Annotated in this window: 19 protein-coding genes; 13 read left to right on the top strand and 6 right to left on the bottom strand. The window is 72.1% G+C overall.

Annotated elements, in window-relative coordinates; all coding sequences use genetic code 11:
- Positions 1–128: 128 nt before the first annotated feature.
- From E1262_RS18135 to E1262_RS18155, 5 genes are all read left to right on the top strand, one after another.
- A complete protein-coding gene (locus tag E1262_RS18135; protein WP_132104542.1) occupies positions 129–2,189 on the top strand; it encodes a HelD family protein in 2,061 nt (686 codons plus the stop codon).
- 244 nt (positions 2,190–2,433) lie between these two features.
- A complete protein-coding gene (locus E1262_RS18140) occupies positions 2,434–4,731 on the top strand; it encodes an HAD-IB family hydrolase (RefSeq protein WP_132104543.1) in 2,298 nt (765 codons plus the stop codon).
- A complete protein-coding gene (locus E1262_RS18145) occupies positions 4,728–5,513 on the top strand; it encodes an SDR family NAD(P)-dependent oxidoreductase (protein WP_132104544.1) in 786 nt (261 codons plus the stop codon). Before E1262_RS18140 ends, E1262_RS18145 begins: the two co-directional genes overlap by 4 nt.
- A complete protein-coding gene (locus E1262_RS18150) occupies positions 5,510–6,280 on the top strand; it encodes a lysophospholipid acyltransferase family protein (protein WP_132104545.1) in 771 nt (256 codons plus the stop codon). Before E1262_RS18145 ends, E1262_RS18150 begins: the two co-directional genes overlap by 4 nt.
- Positions 6,277–7,965 carry an FAD-binding oxidoreductase gene (locus E1262_RS18155; protein ID WP_132104546.1) on the top strand — a complete coding sequence of 563 codons (1,689 nt, stop codon included), beginning with the start codon at positions 6,277–6,279 and terminating at the stop codon, positions 7,963–7,965. The genes E1262_RS18150 and E1262_RS18155 overlap by 4 nt, the downstream gene beginning before the upstream one ends.
- Here E1262_RS18155 and E1262_RS18160 read toward each other — a convergent pair.
- Positions 7,925–9,178: an MFS transporter gene (locus E1262_RS18160; RefSeq protein ID WP_132104547.1), complete on the bottom strand. Its 1,254-nt coding sequence runs from the start codon at positions 9,176–9,178 to the stop codon at positions 7,925–7,927. The two genes, E1262_RS18155 and E1262_RS18160, sit on opposite strands and share 41 nt — an antisense overlap.
- A gap of 187 nt (positions 9,179–9,365) precedes the next feature.
- Between E1262_RS18160 and E1262_RS18165 the strand changes: the two genes are divergently transcribed.
- The 5 genes from E1262_RS18165 (at position 9,366) to E1262_RS18185 (ending at position 13,234) form a co-directional block, all read left to right on the top strand.
- On the top strand, positions 9,366–9,992 hold the full coding sequence (locus E1262_RS18165) for an HD domain-containing protein (RefSeq protein ID WP_132104548.1): 627 nt from the start codon (positions 9,366–9,368) through the stop codon (positions 9,990–9,992).
- A gap of 70 nt (positions 9,993–10,062) precedes the next feature.
- Entirely contained in the window at positions 10,063–10,497 is a 435-nt protein-coding gene (locus tag E1262_RS18170; protein WP_132104549.1) for a hypothetical protein, read from the top strand.
- Between the two features lie 10 nt (positions 10,498–10,507).
- Positions 10,508–10,813: a hypothetical protein gene (locus E1262_RS18175; protein WP_132104550.1), complete on the top strand. Its 306-nt coding sequence runs from the start codon at positions 10,508–10,510 to the stop codon at positions 10,811–10,813.
- Complete coding sequence (locus tag E1262_RS18180) at positions 10,810–12,801, top strand: DNA/RNA non-specific endonuclease (protein ID WP_132104551.1); 1,992 nt, start codon at positions 10,810–10,812, stop codon at positions 12,799–12,801. The genes E1262_RS18175 and E1262_RS18180 overlap by 4 nt, the downstream gene beginning before the upstream one ends.
- A gap of 13 nt (positions 12,802–12,814) precedes the next feature.
- Positions 12,815–13,234: a hypothetical protein gene (locus tag E1262_RS18185; RefSeq protein WP_132104552.1), complete on the top strand. Its 420-nt coding sequence runs from the start codon at positions 12,815–12,817 to the stop codon at positions 13,232–13,234.
- Here the strand turns inward: E1262_RS18185 and E1262_RS18190 are convergent.
- Together E1262_RS18190 and E1262_RS18195 are read right to left on the bottom strand one after the other, a co-directional pair.
- Entirely contained in the window at positions 13,228–13,485 is a 258-nt protein-coding gene (locus tag E1262_RS18190; RefSeq protein WP_132104553.1) for a DUF4031 domain-containing protein, read from the bottom strand. The genes E1262_RS18185 and E1262_RS18190 overlap by 7 nt on opposite strands.
- A 5-nt stretch (positions 13,486–13,490) precedes the next feature.
- Positions 13,491–14,195 carry a copper homeostasis protein CutC gene (locus E1262_RS18195; RefSeq protein ID WP_132104554.1) on the bottom strand — a complete coding sequence of 235 codons (705 nt, stop codon included), beginning with the start codon at positions 14,193–14,195 and terminating at the stop codon, positions 13,491–13,493.
- Positions 14,196–14,248: 53 nt separating this feature from the next.
- On the opposite strand from E1262_RS18195, the gene E1262_RS18200 reads away from it, so the two are divergent.
- Entirely contained in the window at positions 14,249–14,575 is a 327-nt protein-coding gene (locus E1262_RS18200; protein WP_420810540.1) for a hypothetical protein, read from the top strand.
- 5 nt (positions 14,576–14,580) lie between these two features.
- Here the strand turns inward: E1262_RS18200 and E1262_RS30420 are convergent, their stop codons facing one another.
- The gene (locus tag E1262_RS30420) at positions 14,581–14,721 is read right to left on the bottom strand and encodes a hypothetical protein (protein ID WP_162605973.1); all 141 of its coding nucleotides are present in this window, start codon (positions 14,719–14,721) and stop codon (positions 14,581–14,583) included.
- Positions 14,722–14,886: 165 nt separating this feature from the next.
- On the opposite strand from E1262_RS30420, the gene mftR reads away from it, so the two are divergent.
- Positions 14,887–15,522: a mycofactocin system transcriptional regulator gene (mftR, locus tag E1262_RS18205; RefSeq protein ID WP_132104555.1), complete on the top strand. Its 636-nt coding sequence runs from the start codon at positions 14,887–14,889 to the stop codon at positions 15,520–15,522.
- An 87-nt stretch (positions 15,523–15,609) separates the two neighbouring features.
- Here mftR and E1262_RS18210 read toward each other — a convergent pair whose 3' ends face one another.
- Positions 15,610–16,758: an epoxide hydrolase family protein gene (locus tag E1262_RS18210; RefSeq protein WP_132104556.1), complete on the bottom strand. Its 1,149-nt coding sequence runs from the start codon at positions 16,756–16,758 to the stop codon at positions 15,610–15,612.
- Between the two features lie 14 nt (positions 16,759–16,772).
- Positions 16,773–17,903 (bottom strand): epoxide hydrolase family protein, encoded by a 1,131-nt coding sequence (locus tag E1262_RS18215; RefSeq protein ID WP_132104557.1) that lies wholly within the window; start codon positions 17,901–17,903, stop codon positions 16,773–16,775.
- A 63-nt stretch (positions 17,904–17,966) separates the two neighbouring features.
- On the opposite strand from E1262_RS18215, the gene E1262_RS18220 reads away from it, so the two are divergent.
- Positions 17,967–18,977, top strand: coding sequence for a helix-turn-helix transcriptional regulator (locus E1262_RS18220; protein WP_132104558.1), 1,011 nt, complete (start codon positions 17,967–17,969; stop codon positions 18,975–18,977).
- Positions 18,978–19,019 lie beyond the last annotated feature (42 nt).

The raw sequence follows: 19,019 nt of genomic DNA on the forward strand, positions 1-19,019 counted from the left end.
CAACTTTGCGGGGATATTCGGTGGACACCGCGGCGAACGCGGACTAGGCTCCCATGCCCTTCGCGACCGGACCGGACCACCGGGCCGTCGGAAAGCGCCATCTTCCGCCGAGCCCCTGGAGGCCGTCCATGTCCGCCGACCCCGTCCTGCACGCCGAGCGCGAGCACCTGCGCCGTTCCCGCGCCGACCTCGAGGCGATGCGCGAGCACACCCTCTCGCTGACGGCGCAGGGCAGCGACCACGTGTCGACCGAGTACCTGAAGGCCGCGCTGTACCGGCGGGCGAAGGCGCTGGCGGACGACCCGAACCTGCCGCTGTTCTTCGGCCGCATCGACCGCACCGACGATGAATCGGACGAGACGTACGAAACCTTTCATATCGGCCGGCGGCACGTCATGGACGGCAACGGCGACCCGATGGTCGTCGACTGGCGGGCGGACGTGTCGCGTGCCTTCTATCGGGCGACCAGGGCCGACCCGCACGGCGTCACGCTGCGCCGCCGCTACGGGTTCGCCGGCGGCGAGCTGACGTCGTACGAGGACGAGCACCTGCTGGACCCGGGTGAGGCCGACATCACCAGCCGCATCCTCACCGAGGAGATCGAGCGGCCGCGCGTCGGCCCGATGCGCGACATCGTCGCGACCATCCAGCCGGAGCAGGACGAAGTGGTCCGGGCGAGCCTGGACCGGACGGTGTGCGTCCAGGGCGCGCCGGGCACCGGCAAGACCGCCGTCGGGTTGCACCGGGCGGCGTTCCTGCTGCACACGTACCGCGAACGGCTGGCCCGCACCGGCGTGCTGGTCATCGGCCCGAATCAGGCGTTCCTGCACTACATCGCCCAGGTGCTGCCGACACTCGGCGAGGTGGACGTCCGCCAGGTCACCGTCGCGGAGCTGGTCGAGAGCGTCCCGATCAGGGGCACCGACAACCCCGAGACGGCCGCCCTGAAGGGCGACGAACGCCTTGCGACCGTCATCCGCAACGCGATCTGGTCGCACGTCCAGGAGCCGGCCGAGACGCTCTACGTCACCCGCGGCACCCGGCGCTGGCGGGTCCCGGTGCACGAGGCCGCCGACGCGATCCGGACGCTGCGCGAACGCGGCGACGGCTACACCACGGCCCGCTCACTGCTCGGCCAGCGGCTGGCCCACCGGATCCTGCTGCGCATGGAGGCGGCCGGCGAGATCACCGACGACCGCGTCCAGAACGCCGTGGCCCGGTCCCGGCCGGTGAAGGACTACGTCGACCAGCTGTGGCCGGCGCTGGACCCGGTGAAGCTGGTCATGCGGCTGCTCAGCGAGCCGGAGCTGCTCGCCACCGCCGCTGACGGAATCCTCGGCGACGACGAAAGGCAACGGCTGCTCTGGCGCAAGCCCGCCCGCGGCCCGAAGACCGCACCGTGGTCGCACGCCGACGCCGTCCTGGTCGACGAGGCCGCCGCGGCGCTCGAGCGGGTCCCCGGCGTGGGGCACGTCGTGCTGGACGAGGCGCAGGACCTCTCCCCCATGGAACTGCGCGCCGTCGGCCGTCGCGCGGCCACCGGTTCGCTGACCATCCTCGGCGACATCGCCCAGGGCACGACGCCATGGGCGACGCCGTCGTGGCCGGAGGCGCTACGCCATCTCGCCCACGACGACGCGCATCCCCCTTTCCCTCCTGGGACTCACCGCCGCCCGGGACCTCGCGGTCGGCCTCCGGCCACCCTCGAGGTGCTGCGCAAGGGCTACCGCGTCCCGGCCGCCGTCGTCGAGTTCGCCGGCCGGCTGCTGCCGGTCATCGCGCCGGGCATCGCGCCGCCGGAGCCGGTCCGGTCCAACCCCGGCCGCCTGGACGTGACGCGAGCGCCCGGCGGCGACCTGCGCGCAGCCGTCGCCGACGCCGTCAGGGAGGTCGCTGCGCGCGAGGGCTCGGTCGGCGTCATCGTCGCCGACGACGCCGCCCCCGAGGTCGCGGCGGCGCTCGACGACGCCGGTCCGCCGTACGGGCAGCTCGCCGACGACGCCCGGATCACGCTGCTGCCGGCCACGCTCGCCAAGGGTCTGGAGTACGACCACGTGGTCGTCGTCGAGCCGGCCGCCATCGTCGCGGCCGAGCCGGCCGGGCTGCGCCGCCTCTACGTCGTGCTCACCCGCGCGGTGTCGTCGCTCACCGTCGTGCACTGCCACCCCCTGCCAGACGCGCTGGCCTAGCGGCCGACCGCGAGGTCCCAGGCGGCGGCGAGTCCCGGAAGGGAAAGGAGACCAGTTCACCAGTAGCGATACGATGCCGATGCCCGCGAAGGGCTACATTCTGTGTATTGTCTGCACGGCGTATGGGGTCATCGGCACCCCCCGAACATCGCTCGAGGTGAGCGACGGCACCTGCCTGGGGAGGGCGCATGGCATCTGACTTCGACCTGGCACGGGCCGGACGCGGTGCCCTGGGAACCCACCCGTGAGCGCCACCACGGCCAGCGGAGGAACCTCGATCTTGCACGGCGCACACGTTCTCCTCACCGGCGCGACCGGGTTCGTCGGACAGGCACTGCTCGAGAAGCTGCTGTCGAGCTACCCGGACACCCGGGTGACCCTGATCGTCCGGCCGCGCGGCGCGCTCACCGCGCAGGACCGCATCGACCGGCTGTTCCGCAAGCCCGTCTTCAGCACCTGGCGCAAGGCCGTCGGTGACGACGAGGCCGAGCGGCAGTACCGCGAGCGGGTCACCGTCCTCGAGGGCGACCTCGGCGAGCTGCCGCCGCTCCCGTCCGATGTCGACGTCGTCATCCACTCGGCGTCCACCGTCTCCTTCGACCTGCCGATCGACGAGGCGTTCGCCTCCAATGTGTCCGGGCCGGAGTCGCTCTACCGAGCGCTGCTCGCCGGCGGCACCGACCCGCACGTCGTGCACGTCTCCACGGGCTACGTCGCCGGGCTGCGGAAGGGCATCGTCGAGGAGCGCAGCCTCGAGCACGACGTCGACCGCGTCGCCGAGCTCGCGTACGCCCAGGCCGCCCGGCCCGACATCGAACGGCTCTCCCGCAGCCCGCGGCTGCTGCGCCGGCTGCTCACGCAGGCGCAGGCCGAGCACGGCCGGGCCGGCGCGCGCGTCGTCACCGGCGCCGCCGAGCAGGCCCGGCACGACTGGGTCCGCGCCGAACTGGTCGAGGCCGGCCGCACCCGGGCGCAGAGCCTGGGCTGGCCCGACGTCTACACGTTCACCAAAGCGCTGGGCGAGCGGGTCGCCGAGGACCTCTGGGCCGGCGCCGGCCACCGGCTCACCGTCGTCCGGCCGACCATCATCGAGTCGTCTCTCAAGCACCCGTTCCCGGGCTGGATCGACGGCTTCAAGGTCGCCGATCCGCTGATCGCGGCGTACGGCCGCGGCCTGCTGCCGGAGTTCCCGGCGCTGGCCGACACCGTGCTCGACGTCATCCCGGTCGACTTCGTCGTCAACGCCGCCCTGGCCGCGGCCGCCTCGCCGCCCCCGCCGGGCGAGGCGCAGTACTTCCAGGTCAGCTCCGGCATCACCAATCCACTGCCGTTCGGCCGGCTGCTCCGGCTGGTGCACGAGTACTTCGAGGCCAACCCGCTCACGGACGCCAAGGGCGGCCACCTCGCCGTCCCGTCGTGGTCGTTCCCGCACCGCGGCGTGGTCGAGCGCGCGCTGCGCCGTCGCGAGCGGGTCGTCGACGTCGCCGACAAGGCGGTCGACCGGCTGCCGCCGGGCGAGCGGACGCGCAAGTGGATCTCCACCATCTACCGGGCCCGGCGCGACCTCGACACGCTGCGCAAGTTCACCTCGCTGTACCAGCCGTACACCGAGACCGAGGTCATCTTCGACGACGCCAAGCTGCGGGCGTTGCACGCGTCGCTGCCCGACGAGCGCAAGGCCGAGCACGGCTTCGACGTCACCGAGATCGACTGGGCGCACTACCTGCAGAAGATCCACATCCCGGGGGTGCCCGGCCTGACCCGCGGCAGCGGCGGCGACGGCTCCAGCGCCGGCCCCGCGCCGCTGGAGCTGCCGGAGCGCACCGACGTCGTGGCCGTCTTCGACCTGCAGAAGACCGTCGCCGCGGCGACACTGGTCGAGCACTACGTGTGGATCGAGCTGGCCGCCAAGCCGCTGTCGCGGTGGCCGGTCGTGCTGAGCAACCTGGTCGCGCTGGGCCCTCGCTACCTGCAGGCCGAACGGCGCGACCGCGGCGACTTCATCCGCACGTTCATGCGCCGCTACGAGGGCGTCAACGAGAACGAGCTGCGCAAGATCATCGCCGACGAGGTGACGGTGTCGCTGCACCGCGGCCTCTTCGAGCAGGCACTGGAGCGCATCAAGGCGCACCGCGCGGCCGGGCACCGCACCGTCCTGCTCACCGGCGAGATCGACGTGTTCGTCGAGCCGCTGGCGCCGCTGTTCGACGTCATGGTCGCCGGCAAGATGGAGTCCGACGAGACCGGCCGGTGGACGGGGCACCTGGCCACGCCGCCGCTGGTCGGCGAGGCGCGGGCCGCCTGGCTGCGCCGCTACGCCCGCACCGAGGGCCTGGACCTCGCCGGCTCGTACGCCTACGGCGACAGCTACGCGGACCGTTCCTGGCTGGAGGTCGTCGGCCACCCCAACGCCGTCAACCCTGACGCCAGCCTGTACCGGTACGCCAAGTCCAAGCGCTGGCCGGTGCACAGCTGGACCACCACCGCCGAGGGCCGGCTGTCGCCGGTCCTGCGCAGCGTGCGGGGAGCACGACGGGCATGACGGAGCCGCTGCTCACCGGCCGGGCGCTGGTCACCGGCGGGACGTCCGGCATCGGCCTCGCCTTCGCCAACGCGCTGGCCGCCCGTGGCTGCGACCTCGTCCTGGTGGCCCGCGACGAGGACCGTCTCAAGCGCACCGCCGACGAGCTGCGCCAGCGGTACCGCGTCGACGTCGAGGTGCTGGCGGCCGACCTCGCCGACCGCGCCGAGGTCGACGCCGTCGCCGCCCGGCTGACCGACCAGGACTCCCCCGTCGAGGTCTTCGTCAACAACGCCGGCAGGGGCGTCCACTCCCGTCTGGTCACCGACGACACCAGCGAGCACGAGCACGCCATCGACCTCATGATCACCGCGGTCGTCGTGCTCGGCGCGGCCGCCGCCCGCACCATGCGCGAGCGCGGGCACGGTGTCATCGTCAACGTGTCGTCGGTCGCGGGACTCATCACGATGGGCGGCTACTCGGCGGTGAAGTCGTTCGTCCGCACCTACTCCGAGAGCCTGTCGCTCGAGCTGGCCGGCACCGGCGTGCAGGTGACGGCGCTGCTTCCGGGCTGGGTGCGCACGGAGTTCCACGAGCGGGCCGGCATCCGGACCGGCTCCATCCCGTCGTCGCTGTGGCTCGACGCCGACCGCGTGGTGGCCGATTGTCTGGCCGATGTCGAGAAGCGGCGGGTCCGTTCGGTACCGTCAGCACGGTTCAAGGTCCTGGCCTGGCTGGCCGAGCACGCCCCTCGGGCGGCGGTGCGGAAGGTCACGGCGCGACTGGTGAGCGGACGACGATGAGCGAACTGCCGAGTACGAAGAGGTACCACGCGGCCTGGCACCGCTGGGCCCGGTTCGTGGCGCAGCGCCTGCTCCTGCGTCCGGTCGTGCACCTGACGACGAAGGTGACGGTGCGCGGCGCGGAGAACCTCGACGGGCTGGCCGTGCCGTTCATCGTCGTGGCCAACCACAGCAGCCACCTCGACGCGCCGCTGCTCGTCACCGAGCTGCCGCGACGCTACACCCGCACGATGGCCGTCAACGCCGCCGCCGACTACTTCTACCGCTGGTGGTGGATGAAGGCGACCACGTCGGTGTTCTTCAACACCTACCCGGTGAGCCGCACGAACGCCGACATGGGAAAGGGCCGCGGCCTGGCCAACCGGCTGCTGAGCGAGAACGTCCCGGTCGTCGTGTTCCCCGAGGGCACCCGGCGCAACACCGAGGGCGGCGTCAAGCGGTTCAAGCCCGGCGCGGCCGCGCTGAGCATCACGCAGAGCGTGCCGTGCGTGCCGGTGGCGATCATCGGCACGGACCACGCCATGCCGGTCGGGCACTGGTGGCCGAAGCGGGGCCGGCCGCCGGTGGCGCTGGTCATCGGCACACCGATCCACCCGCAGCCTGGGGAACGGACCCGCGAACTGACCGAACGGCTCGAGGCGAAGGTGGCCGCCATGGTGGCCACCGGCGACCCCGACGCCGAGGGGAAACCGCTACGCGACGCCACCGAACCGGACGAGTCGGCGGAACAGGCGAGCGACCGCGCGCAGAAGGAGGAGGCGTCGTGACGGGTGTCAAGCATCAAAAGTGGTGGGGCTGGGGGGTCGAGGGCATCGCCTTCACCCACGAGGACAAGCCGAAGCTGGCGCCGTTCGTCATGGAGAAGATCGGCATCGACCTCAACGCGCCCGGCACGCCGCCGCCCGCGTTCGAGGACCTCAAGGTGCCGGCCTCCCAGCTGGACGACGACCTCGCCGCGAAGTTGCGCGACGCCCTGGGTGAGCAGTACGTCAACACCGACGACCTCGACCGCGTGGTGCACACCTATGGCAAGGGGCTGGTCGACCTCGTCCGGGTCCGCGCCGGCGACCTCCCCCGCGTCCCCGACGTCGTGGTCTACCCCGGCGACGAGGACCAAGTGCGGCAGGTGGTCGACGCCGTGGTGGCGGCCGACGGCGTCCTCATCCCGTTCGGCGGTGGCTCGAACATCTCCGGCTCGCTGACCCCGCCGCCGGCCGAGCAGCGCGTCGTCGTCTCCCTCGACCTCGGCCGGCTCAACCGGGTGCTCGAAATCGACGAGGCTGCCGGGCTGGCCCGGGTCCAGGCCGGCGCGCTCGGGCCGGACCTCGAGGACCAGCTCAACGCCCGCGGCTGGACCATGGGCCACCAGCCGGACAGTTTCAAACACTCGACACTGGGCGGCTGGATCGCGACGCGCAGCTCGGGCATGCAGTCGGACAAGTATGGAGATATCAGTGACATCGCTCGAGGTATGCGTGTCGTGCTGCCGGGCAAGGTGATCGCCCTGCGGCCGCTGCCGAGCACGTCGTCGGGCCCGAGCGTCCGCGAGATGATCCTGGGCTCCGAGGGCCGTCTGGGCGTCATCACCGAGGCCTGGGTCAACGTCCACCGGGTTCCGGAGAACCGCGAGATCATCGCGTACCTGTTCCCGACGTGGGCGGCGGGCATCGCTGCGATGCACGAGATCTCCGAGTCCGACGCGTCGCCGACGGTCACCCGCGTCTCCGACGCCAACGAGACCGCGTTCTCGCTGTCCATGCAGAAGCCGTCGAAAGGGCTGGCGGCGAAGGCCGGCCCGATCCTGTTCAATGTGCTGGAGCGGCGCGGCTGGGACCTGTCCGCGGCGTGCCTGTCCTACATCGGCTACGAGGGCGCGGAGTCCCACCTCAAGCACCAGAAGGCCATCGTCGGCAAGATCGTGAAGAAGCACGGCGGCATCAAACTGGGCAACGGCCCGGGCGCGCTGTACGACCAGAAGAAGTTCGACACCCCTTACATCCGCGACTTCCTCCTCGACATCGGCGCGCTCGGCGACGTGTCCGAGACCGCGGCGCCGTGGTCGAAGCTGATGAACCTGTACGCCAACACCATCCGGGCGGCCACCGACGCCTTCGACGAGTTGGGCGTCAAGGGGTTCGCGATGTGCCACCTGTCGCACAGCTACCACTCCGGCGCGTGCCTGTACTTCACCTTCGCGTTCCCGCCCAGCACCGACGTGCCGGCTGAGCAGATCGAGCAGTACTGGGTGGTGAAGAAGGCGATCCAGCAGTCGTTCATCGACAACGAGGCCACCATCTCGCACCACCACGGCGTCGGCACCGACCACGCGCACTGGCTCGAGGACGACATCTCACCGGCCGGCACCGACGTCATGGCCGGGCTCCTCGAGTCGGTCGACCCAGGCCGGAACCTCAACCCTGGGACGCTGCTGCCAGCTCACCGGGAGTGGTGACGGGCGACGCCGGGCGCGGCCGCTGGGTGCGTAGCCGTACGACGGCGAGCACCACCGCGAGCGCCGCGGCGGTCACCGTCACGGCGAACGCGGGCCGGTGTCCGCCGAGGTCGGCCAGCCGGCCGGCGATGCCGGACCCGACGGCGTAGCCGATGCCGGTGGCGCCGGCCAGCAAGGTCATCGCCGCGCCGACCCGGGTGACCGGCACCTGCCGCTCGGCGGCGGCGAACACGCTGATCATGTACGGCGCGACGGCGAGGCCGAGGACCAGCACGACAGGGACCAGCGCGGCCAGCGACCCGGCCAGCAGCAGCGGCGACGACAGCACGACGAGCCCGATCGCGAACACCAGGATCCGCCGGTCGTAACCGAACCGGGCGGGCAGCGCCGCGGTCGCCAGTCCGGCCAGCACACTGCCCACACCGAGCAGCGAGTGCACCAGGCCGGCCAGACCGGGCGAACCCGCGGCCGTGGCCAGAGCCGTCGTACCGGTCTGAGTGGCGCCGAAGATGACGCCGATGAGCAATTGGGCCAGGCAGAGGGTCAGGAACGCGACGGTGACGAACGACTCGCCGTGCGCGGCCGCGGACGCGCGCAGCGCGTGGGTCAGCCGGGCGGTCGAGTGCAGCGCGAACCACGAGCCGAACACCACCAGCAGCGCGGCCGCAGCGAGCAGCGCGCCGCGCGGGCTGAGCGCCACCGCGCCCAGGCCGACCAGCGCCGGGCCGAGCACGAACGACGCTTCGTCGGCGGCGCCCTCGTAGGAGAAGGCGGCGTCGACCAGCCGCGGCTGCGCGCTGCCGGTGCGGTGCGTGATGGGCCGCCACCGCACCCGCGCCAGCGGACCGACCTGCGGCATCGTGAACCCGGCGACGGCGGCCGCGGCGACGAGCACGGGGGTGCCGGCGCCGGCCTGGACGGCCGCGACCAGCGCGGCGAGCGCGACGCCCGCCGTCAGCGACTGTGCGAGCACGACCGGCCGCTGACCGACGCGGTCGGCGATGCCGCCGGCGAGCGGGGCGCCGACGGCGTTCGCGACGGCCAGCGCTCCGGCTGCCAGGCCACCGGCGGCGTACCGGCCGGTGGCGTCGGACACCAGCAGCAGCGTGCCGAGCTGGCTCATGGCCAGCGGCAACCGGCCCAAGAAGGCGACGACGACGTAACCGATGCCGGCCAGCGAGAGCAACCGGCGGTACGAGGCTAGAGGGGACACGAGGACTCCGGAGGAACGCTTCAGCGGCGCGCCTCCCCACCACCAGGTCGCGCACGAAGCCCTGTGCTGATAGCAGTCTAGCAAACACCGGCCGCACTCCCGTGATCATCAACCTTCTGTGCTGCTGTCACAGCTGCTATCACGACGCCAGAGGTTGGTGATCACGAGAGCCGAGGAGAATGGCCGCATGGACGATCTCGAGCGCCGCTGGGCCGCGCTGGCCGGTGACTCGCCCGCGGCGACGGCCGAGGGCGCGGACCTGCTGGCCCGCTGGCGCGAGCCGCACCGTCACTACCACTCCGACCGGCATCTGGCCGCCGTGCTCGACGCCGTCGACGAGCTGGCCGACGCCGCGAGCGACGCTGACGCCGTCCGGTTCGCCGCCTGGTTCCACGACGCCGTCTACGAGGGGAAGCCGGGCGAGGATGAAGCGGCCAGCGCCCGGCTCGCGCGCGAGGTGCTGACACGGCTCGATCAGCCGGCGGCGCAGGTCGACGAGGTCGAGCGCCTGGTGCTGCTGACCGCCGGCCACGATCCGGAGCCCGCCGACGGTAATGGCGCCGTGCTCTGCGACGCCGATCTCGCCGTGCTGGCCGGCCCGCCGTCGGACTACGCGGCCTACGCGGCGGCCGTCCGCGACGACTACGCGCACGTGTCCGACGCCGACTTCGCCACCGGCCGGGCCGCCGTGCTGGCCGGCCTCCTGGACCGGCCGGCGCTGTTCCGCACCGAGGCCGGCCACCGCCGCTGGGAGGACCCGGCCCGGCACAACGTGGAAACCGAGCTCGTCCTGCTCCGCGCGTCGGCCCCGTGACGCCGGCCGCGCGCGGCGGCTACGATCTGACCACTCGACGCGGAACGGGCACCTGCACGGAAAGGGCGGCATGGGCAAGGCCGAACAGCAGGAGCAGCTCGACCGCATCGTGCGCCGGTTCGCCGATGTCGCGCCGCCGAACTGGGCGCGGCTGGTCGGCAACTGGGAGGCGTACCGCGGCCCCACCGGCGAGCTGACGCTCAACTACCTCACCCTGGCGGTCGTGGACGGCGGCGACCGCTGGCTGTACGGCCAGGTCGGCTACGACGAGCCGCTCTACGACCTGGTCGCCGAGCTGAACCGGATGGCAGCCGCGGACGTACCCGACCATGCCTGGACCGTCCTCGACCTCGAGGTCGACCAGGACCACACGTTCCGCGTCGAGTTCGGCTACGACCCGCCCAAGCGCGCCCGCGGCATCCACGACGAGGAGTCGATGGGCCGCTTCGAGACCTACCTCGACCGCTGGGTCGCCGAGCACGGACCACGACCGCCCGCGCGATAGGAGGCCTGTCGTGACCACTGAGGAAGAGGCCACCGTCGCCAACCCGTATCGGGCGGCCATCGTCGGGCGACGCGACCAGTCCCGGCCACTTACCGAGGAGTTCGCCGCCGAGCTCGACGACGCGGTCGCGGCCATGAACGCCGGCGCCTGGATCAGCACCACCGCCGACACCTTCTTCGCCGAGCTCACCGGCCACGTCACGACCGTCGGCACCGCCGCCGAAGGCGTCATGGAGACCTACCGCACCGCCATCGAGGAACAGCCGGAGCAGGTCCCGCCGAACTCCTGGCAGACGCACTGGCGGAACCTGCGATGAGCGTCGCCTCGATCGACCTGGAGCAGATGGCAGGGCTGATCCGGGCCATGGAGAACGCCTCGACCGAGCTGGAGAGCAGGGTCGGCAGCGTCCGCGGGCACCTGACGGACGTGTGGCTGTCCACCGACGAGCTCGACCGCGTCAACGGCGTGCTCAGCTGGATCGACGAGGAGCTGCCGGGCCTGCGCCGGCGGCTGGCGCTGGCCCGGCACGTCGAGGCGCAGACGCCGGGCGTGCAGACGTTCGCGCAGATCGACGAGTCGACGATTTCCACCGCGACGCCGGAGGAGGCGCGCGAGCGGGCCGACCGCGCCGCCGAGCTGATCGAGGAGTACGACGACGGCGAGATCCCCGAGGAGCTGCGCGAGCTGCTCGCCGACAACGCCACCGACCCGTACTTCGCGCAGCGGCTGGCCGAGCAGGTCAGCCCCGAAGAGGTCGCCGCCGTCGTCGTCGACATGTCCTACTCGCGTCAGGAGCTGGTCCGGAGCCAGGGCATGAGCCCGGACGTCAGTGAGGTCGACGCCTTCGACCAGCAGTACGAGGCGTTCGTGGCCGATCTCGGGACCACGCTCGGGCTGGCGACGCAGAACACCGGCGACCTCGCGCTGGACCCCGAGTACGCCGACCGGTGGCTCGAGGCGATCATCACGGAGGAGGCGCCGACGATCGGCCAGGCCGGCGCGCTCGGTCTGGTGATCTCGCGCGGCTCGTGGTCCACCGACTTCCTCACCACCGTCGCCCGCGGCGTCTACGACTACGAGCGCGAGGTCGACGAGCGGGACATGTGGCGCAACCGTGCGTCGAGTGGGAGCGAGATCTTCGGCGCCATCGACCCCGTCGAGGGCCCCGACGACCAAGGCGCGCCGACCGGCTACACGCCGTACTACGACCCGCTGGCCGGCATCATGGCCGCCGTCGGCCGTAATCCCAGCGCCGGGCACGAGCTGTTCGGGCACGGCGACACGGTCGAGATCTCCGCCGACGGCGAGACCGCCCAGGTGAACGCGTTCATGGAGTACCTGATCGCGCGCCGCCGCTGGCCGGTCGACGAGGGCGCCGGCGCCCGCGAGGCGATCGCCGCGGCCATGACGCCGTTCGAGGGCGGCGACGTCATCAGCGCCGACATCGCCACCGGCGCACGCGCGATCGTCACCATGAAGGCCGAGGAGATCGAGGCCCGCGGCGACGACACCAACTGGTTCTCCGAGATCGGCCACCTGGTCCTCGACGGCTTGGGCCTGATCCCGGTGGTCGGCGAGGCCTTCGACGCCGTCAACGCGGTCTGGTACGCCGCCGAGGGCAACGTCATCGACGCCGGGCTCTCCGCCGCGGCGCTGATCCCATTCCTCGGCTGGGGCTCCACCGCCGGCAAGTGGACCCGGCGCGCGCTGACAGCCGAGGAGCTGACCATCCTCGGCCGGCTCGACACGTTCCCGGCCGGCTTCGACCACGTCTCGATGGTGGCCCGCGCCGACGGCGTCCCGCTGCCCACGTTCGAGTTCAGCAACCTGCGCGCGTTCAACCGCGCGGCCAACAACGCCCACCCGAACGCCCGTTATGTCTTCAACGGCGTCGCTTGGGAGACCGATTCGCTGGGCCGGCCGATCCGGGTGGAGGGCGCCCCGTCGGGCTCGGCGGCCGGGCGCAACCGGCGGCTGCAGCAGGGCATCGGGCACGAGGGCATCGACGGCGACGTCGGCTTCCACATCCTGGCCGACTCCCTCGGCGGTCCGACGAACCGGCTCAACGTCGTCCCCGGCAACGGCAAGCCGCTGGGCGACGGCATGCGCAACCTCAACCAGGGCCGATACGCCGAGATGGAGCGCTACCTGCGCGAGGCGCTGGGCAACAACCAGAGCGTCGAGGTCGACATCCTCCCCCGGTACCGGCCGGACAACACGACCACCAGACCGGACTCGTTCACCGTGCGCACCTGGGTCGACGGTGAGCTGCGGGAGTTCGAGTTCCGGAACAGACCGGGTTAGGTAGGGTCGCGACGTGACACCGGAGCAGCAGAGGACACTTGACGAGATCATCGCCGTGTACCGGCGGGCGGCGCCGGCCGGCTGGCTGCGCATCGTCTGCCGGTGGGAGTGCGAGCTCGAGGACGACGGCGAGCCTGCCCGGGCCATGGCGCACGTGCTGATCGTCGACGACGGCGGCACCCTGACCCAGGTGCAGTTCCCGGCCCCCGACGAGCTCACCTTCGTGCTGTCCGACTTCCACGCCGACCTCGCCCGCGAGACGTCCAGCGGGCAGCTCTCCGTCGACCTCCTCATCGACCACGACACCCACGACCTCACGCTCACAGAGGAGTCGTCGAAGATGCTGCACGGCGACTGGCAGGACTCCCGCGAGCGGGTGCACCAGTACCTCGACCGGCACCGCGACGAGCTGGCGGCGCTGGCAGGTCAGTGACGCTTGCGCCGGCGAAGGCCGGCGGCCAGCAGCCGGGCGACCAGGTCGCGGCTGCGCACCGGCACGGCACCGGCGTCGACGGCGCGCTGGTAGTCCGCGGCAGGCAGGTCGTAGTGGTCGCCGTCGAAGCCGCGCGCGGGCAGCCCGAGGCGGGTGGCGAACTCGTGCAGCTCCTCGAACGACTCGTCCGACGCGAGGTGCGACCAGAGCCGGCCGTGCCCCGGCCAGGCGGGCGGATCGACGAGAATCACGCGGATCAGAGGGCCGCGCCCACGGCGTCGTCGATGAGAATGCGCCACGACCGCACCAGCCCCGCGTCGACGTAGGCCTTCCACGAGCCGCCCGGACGGACCCGGCTGCCGACGTGGAACTGGCGGACGCCGGCCCGCGCCAGCCACGGGACGTGGTCCGGCTCGAGGCCGCCGCCGGCCATGATGACGCGGGCCGCCGTCGCCGAGCCGGTCGCCCGGGTGCACAGCTCGTCCAGGCCGGAGCCCACGCCGCGGGCCGAGCCGGCGGTCAGGACGGCGTCGAGGCCGGCCAGCCCAGGCACGACCTCCCACGCCGCGTCGAGATCGAGGCAGTGGTCGATGGCACGGTGGAACGTCCACGGCCGGCCGCCGAGCTCGTCGGCCAGGGTCAGCGTCGCCTCGACGTCGATCTCGGCGTTGAGGCCCAGGAAACCGAGCACGAACCCGTCGGCGCCGGCGTTCGCCAGCTGGTGGGCGGCGATGCGCAGCCGGGCCAGCTCTGAGCCGCTGGTCGAGAAGCCGTCGTTGGCCCGCAGCATGACCCGCAGCGGCAGGTCGCAGGCGCGCTTGAGATCGCGGACGGTGTCGAGCGACGGGGTCAGGCCGTCGGCGTCCATGTCGGCGACGACTTCGAGGCGGTCGGCGCCGCCCTCGACCGCGCCGGGGACGTCGCCGGGACCCAGGGCGATGACCTCCAGCAGTGGACGCACGTGGATTAGTGTGCCAGCGAAATGGCACGATCGACATCGTGGTCGACCATGTGATGCTCGTGGCGCGGGCGCTGGTCCTGCGCGACCTCGGCGCGCGCCGGCTGGACGTCGCCGCCGCCGTCGACGTCCTGGACGCCGCGCTGACCGAACGTCGCTGGTGGGTCGAGCAGTGGCCCGACGGCGCGGCGTTCGTGGCCGGGCAGCTGGCGCAAGACGTGCAGGATCGTCTGCTCGACGCCGGGGTGGGCCGGTGGCCGTCGTGCGAGTCGTGCGTCGACGAGGAGCCGCACGAACTGCGGATCGAGCCCGAACTCGGGCCCGATCCGCAGTGGGTGTGTGAGAAGACCGGCCGGCCGGCCGCGCCTCTCGGGGCGCTGTAGGCCGGTCAGGCCGCCCGGACCTGTCCGGGTCGTTCATCCTGGACGGGGACCCAGCGCAGCTCGGCCCGCGAGCGGCCGGAGATGTCGGTCACCGTCACCCAGCGGGCCACGAGCGTGGGGCGCTGGACCTGCGTCATCGTCACCATGTCCGCTCCTTCCGGCCACCTGCGAGTCAGGTGTTGTTCACCTTCTGTTCACCTAGAATATCAGGCTTGTTCGCCGTCCGGCCCGGCGTTCCTTTTGGCCCCCAGTGCCATTATTCTCGGAGGATCGGCGCGCCGACGTGCCGGCCAGCGAGGTCAGAGGTGACGATGTTCGGTGACCCGAGATCGTCCACCGACGACGGCTCCCCCGCAGGTGAGAGCGGTGCGACCCGACTCGGGCGGCGCCCGTCCACCACCCAGGCGGAACTCAGCCACGTCGCGCTGACGCTGTTCGCCGAGCGCGGCTTCGACGACACCACCGTCGACGACATCGCCGCCGCGGCCGGCATAGGGCGGCGCACGTTCTTCCGCTACTTCGCGTCGAAGAACGACCTGCCGTGGGGCGACTTCGACGCCCAGCTGGACCGCATGCGCGCCTACCTCGACGACCTCCCCGACGACCTCCCGCTGATGGACGCCGTCCGTGCCTCCGTCATCGAGTTCAACCGCATCCCGCCCGAGGAGGTGCCGTGGCACCGGCAGCGGATGCGGCTGCTGCTGACCGTGCCCGCGCTGATGGCCCACTCCACGCTCCGGTACCGCGCGTGGCGCGACGTCGTCGCCCACTACGCCGCCGGCCGGCTCGGGGTGCCGGAGGACAGCCTCGAACCGCAGGCGCTGGCGTGGACCATGCTCGGCATCGCGCTGGCGGCGTACGAGCAGTGGCTGGTGCACGAGGACGCCGACCTCACCGAGCTGCTCGAGTCGGCGCTGCGGATGCTGGGCGAGCGGTTCGCGTCGTGACCCTGCCCGGCGGGTTCGCGGGTGCGTTGGAGACCGGCCACCATGGCCGCCTGGACGTCGAGTCGGCCGACGACCTGGTGGCCGCCGTCAGCGCAGGCCCGCGAAGAACTCCTTGACGTCGGCGGCGAGCAGGTCCGGCGCCTCCAGCGCGGCGAAGTGGCCGCCGCGGTCGTACTCGGTCCAGCGCACGACCGTGCCCATCGGGTCGACGAGGTGCCGGACAGAGGTGTCGGCGGCGAACACGGCGACGGCGCCGGGCGGGAGGGCAGGCGGCTCGGCGTCGTTCTGCGGGTGCTCACCGGCGCTCTCCATGAACTGCTTGAACGCCTGCATCCCCTCGTAGACGACGTGCGCCGCGGTGGCGCCGCTGCCGGTGAACCAGTAGATGCTGACGTTGGTGAGCAGCCGCTCCCGGCCGACGGCGTCCTCGGGCAGTTCGGCGGCCGGGTCGGTCCACTCACGGAACTTCTCCGCGATCCACGCCAGCTGCTCGACCGGCGAGTCCACCAGCCCGTACGCCAGCGTCTGCGGCCGGGTGGCCTGCTGCACCAGGTAGCCGATGCCGTCCTCGCGGAACGTGTTGAAGCGCTCGGCGCGCGCCTTCTCCGCGTCGGACAGCCCGTCCAGCTCGACCGGCGGCCCGAACGGGTACGGCGCCGGCCCGTTGACGTGCGTGCCGATGACCCGGTCCGGATGCAGCATCGCGAGCATGCCGACCACGCCGGCACCGACGTCACCGCCTTGCGCCGCGAACCGGTCGTAGCCCAGCCGCGTCATGACCTCGGCGATCGCGCCGGCCACCCGGAACAGGTTCCCCCAGCCCGGCCCGGACAGCGTCGAGAAGCCGAAGCCGGGCAGGGAGGGGATCACCAGGTGGTACTCGTCGGTGAGCAGCGGGATCAGGTCGAGGAACTCCACGACGGAGCTCGGCCAGCCGTGCACCAGCAGCAGCGGCGTCGCGTCCTCGTTCGCCGACCGGACGTGCAGGAAGTGCACGTCCTGGCCGTCGACGGTGGTGACGAACTGCGGGTACGTGTTCAGTTCGGCCTCCCGGGCGCGCCAGTCGAAGCCGTCGCGCCAGTACTCGGCCAGCTCCTTCAGGTACGCGACCGGGACGCCGCGCTCCCAGCCGGTGCCGGCGACCTCCGCCGGCCAGCGGGCCGCGGCCAGCCGGGCCCGCAGGTCGTCGAGGTCGGCGTCGGGAATCTCGATGTGGAACGGGCGGATCTCGCTCATGGTTCTGGTCTCCTTCAGCGGGTCAGGTCGGCGAAGAACGCACGGACATCGGCGGCCAGCGAGTCCGGCGCCTCCATGGCGGCGAAGTGGCCGCCGCGGTCGAACGTCGTCCAGCGGACGATGGTGTGGTCGCGTTCGGCGAACCGGCGGATCGCGATATCGGTGGCGAAGTTCGCGACCGCCGTCGGGACAGTGGACCGGTCCCGCGGCGCCCAGAAGGCGGGATCGTGGAACCGCTCGTAGTACGAGTGCGCGGTCGACGCCGCCGTCGCGGTGAACCAGTAGACACTGACGTTCGCGAGCAGCCGGTCGCGGTCGACGGCGTCCTCGGGCAGCTCGACGGCCGGGTCGGTCCACTCCTGGAACTTCTCGACGATCCAGGCCAGCTGCGCCACCGGCGAGTCCGTGAGCCCGTACGACACCGTCCGCGGCCGGGTGCCCTGCAGTCTCAGGTAGCCGCTCCCGTCCTCCTGGAACCTTTCGAACAACGCCACGCGCCGCTGCTCGTCCTCGGTCAGCCCGGCGAAGTCGGCCGGGTCGCCGGACGGGAAGGTCACGAACGCGTTCGCGTGCACACCGACGACGCGGTCGGGCGCCAGCCGGCCGATCTGCGGGCCCAGGAAGCCGCCGACGTCGCCGCCCTGCACGCCGTAGCGGTCGTAGCCGAGCCGGTCCATCAGCTCCACCAGCGCCGACGCGGACCGGCCGTCGGTCCAGCCGACGGCGGTGACCGGGCCGGAGAATCCGTAGCCGGGCAGCGACGGGACCACCAGGTGGAACTCGCCGGTGAGCAGCGGGATCAGGTCGAGGAACTCGACCACCGAGCCGGGCCAGCCGTGCAGCAGCAACAGCGGCGTGGCGTCGTCGTTCGCGGACCGGACGTGGAGGAAGTGCACGTCCTGCCCGTCGATCGTGGTCACGAACTGCGGATGGGCGTTGAGCGCCTTCTCCTGCGCGCGCCAGTCGAAGGCGTCGCGCCAGTACTCGGCCAGCCGCTTCAGATACGCGACCGGCACCCCACGCTCCCAGCCGGTGCCGGCGAGCTGCGCCGGCCAGCGGGTCCGGGCCAGCCGGGCGCGCAGCTCGGCGAGGTCGGCCTCGGGGATCGCGATGTGGAACGGGCGGATCTCGGTGGCGTTCGTCATGGTCCCCATGTTCTCGCCAATCGCGGCCAGTTACGGGCCGCAATTGCTGCCAGAATCGAGAACATGGTGGAGACCTCGGCCCGACTACTGCGGCTGCTGTCGCTGTTGCAACTGCGCCGCGAGTGGGCCAGCGCCGATCTCGCGGCCCGCCTCGGCGTCGCCGTGCGGACCGTGCGCCGCGACGTCGAGCGGCTGCGCACACTCGGCTACCCGGTCGACTCGACGCCCGGGGTGTCCGGCGGGTACCGGCTCGGTTCCGGTGCGGACATGCCGCCGCTGCTGCTGGACGACGAAGAGGCGGTGGCTGTCGCCGTCGGCCTGCGGACGGCCGCGGGCGGGTCGGTCACCGGCATCGAGGAGACATCGGTGCGCGCGCTGGCCAAGCTCGAGCAGGTGCTGCCGGCCCGGCTGCGGCACCAGGTGGCCGCGTTGTCGTCGGCGACGGTGCCGCTGACCGGTGCCGGCCCGACCGTCGACGCGGACGTGCTGACGGCCATCGCGGCCACCGTTCGCGACCACGAACGGCTGCGCTTCGACTACGTCGGCCATGACGGCAGCTCGTCGCGCCGCGAGGTCGAGCCGCACCGGCTGGTGAACCGCGGCCGCCGCTGGTACCTCGTGGCCTGGGACGTCGGACGCTCCGACTGGCGCACGTTCCGGGTCGACCGGCTGACGCCGAAGATCCCGACCGGCCCGCGGTTCACTCCGCACGAGGCGCCGTCGGCCGATGTCGCCGACTTCGTCGCCCGCGGGCTGGACTACGCGCTCTGGGGCTACCGCGCGAGCCTGCGGCTGCACGCGTCCGCCGACGCCGTCGCGAACCGGCTGCCGTCGTCGATCGTCGTCGAGCCCGAGGACGAGCACACGTGCGTCGTCCACACCGGCGCCGACAGCTACGAGATGATCGCCGTCTACCTCGCCATGCTCGACGTCGACTTCGACGTGCTCGACCCGCCCGATTTCGCCGACCACCTGCGCAAGCAGGCGGCCCGCTACCTCCGCGCCGCCGACAGCGCTCCGCCTCCCCATGATCATGTTCCCTGGCGGCGTGTCAGCGACCGCGAGGGAACATGACATGGTCACGGCGAGTCGCGGACGCGTACGAGGGCGGCACCC

This window comes from Jiangella aurantiaca (assembly GCF_004349105.1).
Classification (GTDB): Bacteria; Actinomycetota; Actinomycetes; order Jiangellales; family Jiangellaceae; genus Jiangella; species Jiangella aurantiaca.

Coding starts and splice junctions, on each gene's coding strand:
- E1262_RS18180 (WP_132104551.1), top strand. CDS start 10,810: ATGAGCGTCGCCTCGATCGACCTGGAGCAGATGGCAGGGCTGATCCGG.
- E1262_RS18145 (WP_132104544.1), top strand. CDS start 4,728: ATGACGGAGCCGCTGCTCACCGGCCGGGCGCTGGTCACCGGCGGGACG.
- E1262_RS18170 (WP_132104549.1), top strand. CDS start 10,063: ATGGGCAAGGCCGAACAGCAGGAGCAGCTCGACCGCATCGTGCGCCGG.
- E1262_RS18165 (WP_132104548.1), top strand. CDS start 9,366: ATGGACGATCTCGAGCGCCGCTGGGCCGCGCTGGCCGGTGACTCGCCC.
- E1262_RS18135 (WP_132104542.1), top strand. CDS start 129: ATGTCCGCCGACCCCGTCCTGCACGCCGAGCGCGAGCACCTGCGCCGT.
- mftR (WP_132104555.1), top strand. CDS start 14,887: ATGTTCGGTGACCCGAGATCGTCCACCGACGACGGCTCCCCCGCAGGT.
- E1262_RS30420 (WP_162605973.1), bottom strand. CDS start 14,721: ATGGTGACGATGACGCAGGTCCAGCGCCCCACGCTCGTGGCCCGCTGG.
- E1262_RS18210 (WP_132104556.1), bottom strand. CDS start 16,758: ATGAGCGAGATCCGCCCGTTCCACATCGAGATTCCCGACGCCGACCTC.
- E1262_RS18215 (WP_132104557.1), bottom strand. CDS start 17,903: ATGACGAACGCCACCGAGATCCGCCCGTTCCACATCGCGATCCCCGAG.
- E1262_RS18150 (WP_132104545.1), top strand. CDS start 5,510: ATGAGCGAACTGCCGAGTACGAAGAGGTACCACGCGGCCTGGCACCGC.
- E1262_RS18220 (WP_132104558.1), top strand. CDS start 17,967: ATGGTGGAGACCTCGGCCCGACTACTGCGGCTGCTGTCGCTGTTGCAA.
- E1262_RS18200 (WP_420810540.1), top strand. CDS start 14,249: ATGCTCGTGGCGCGGGCGCTGGTCCTGCGCGACCTCGGCGCGCGCCGG.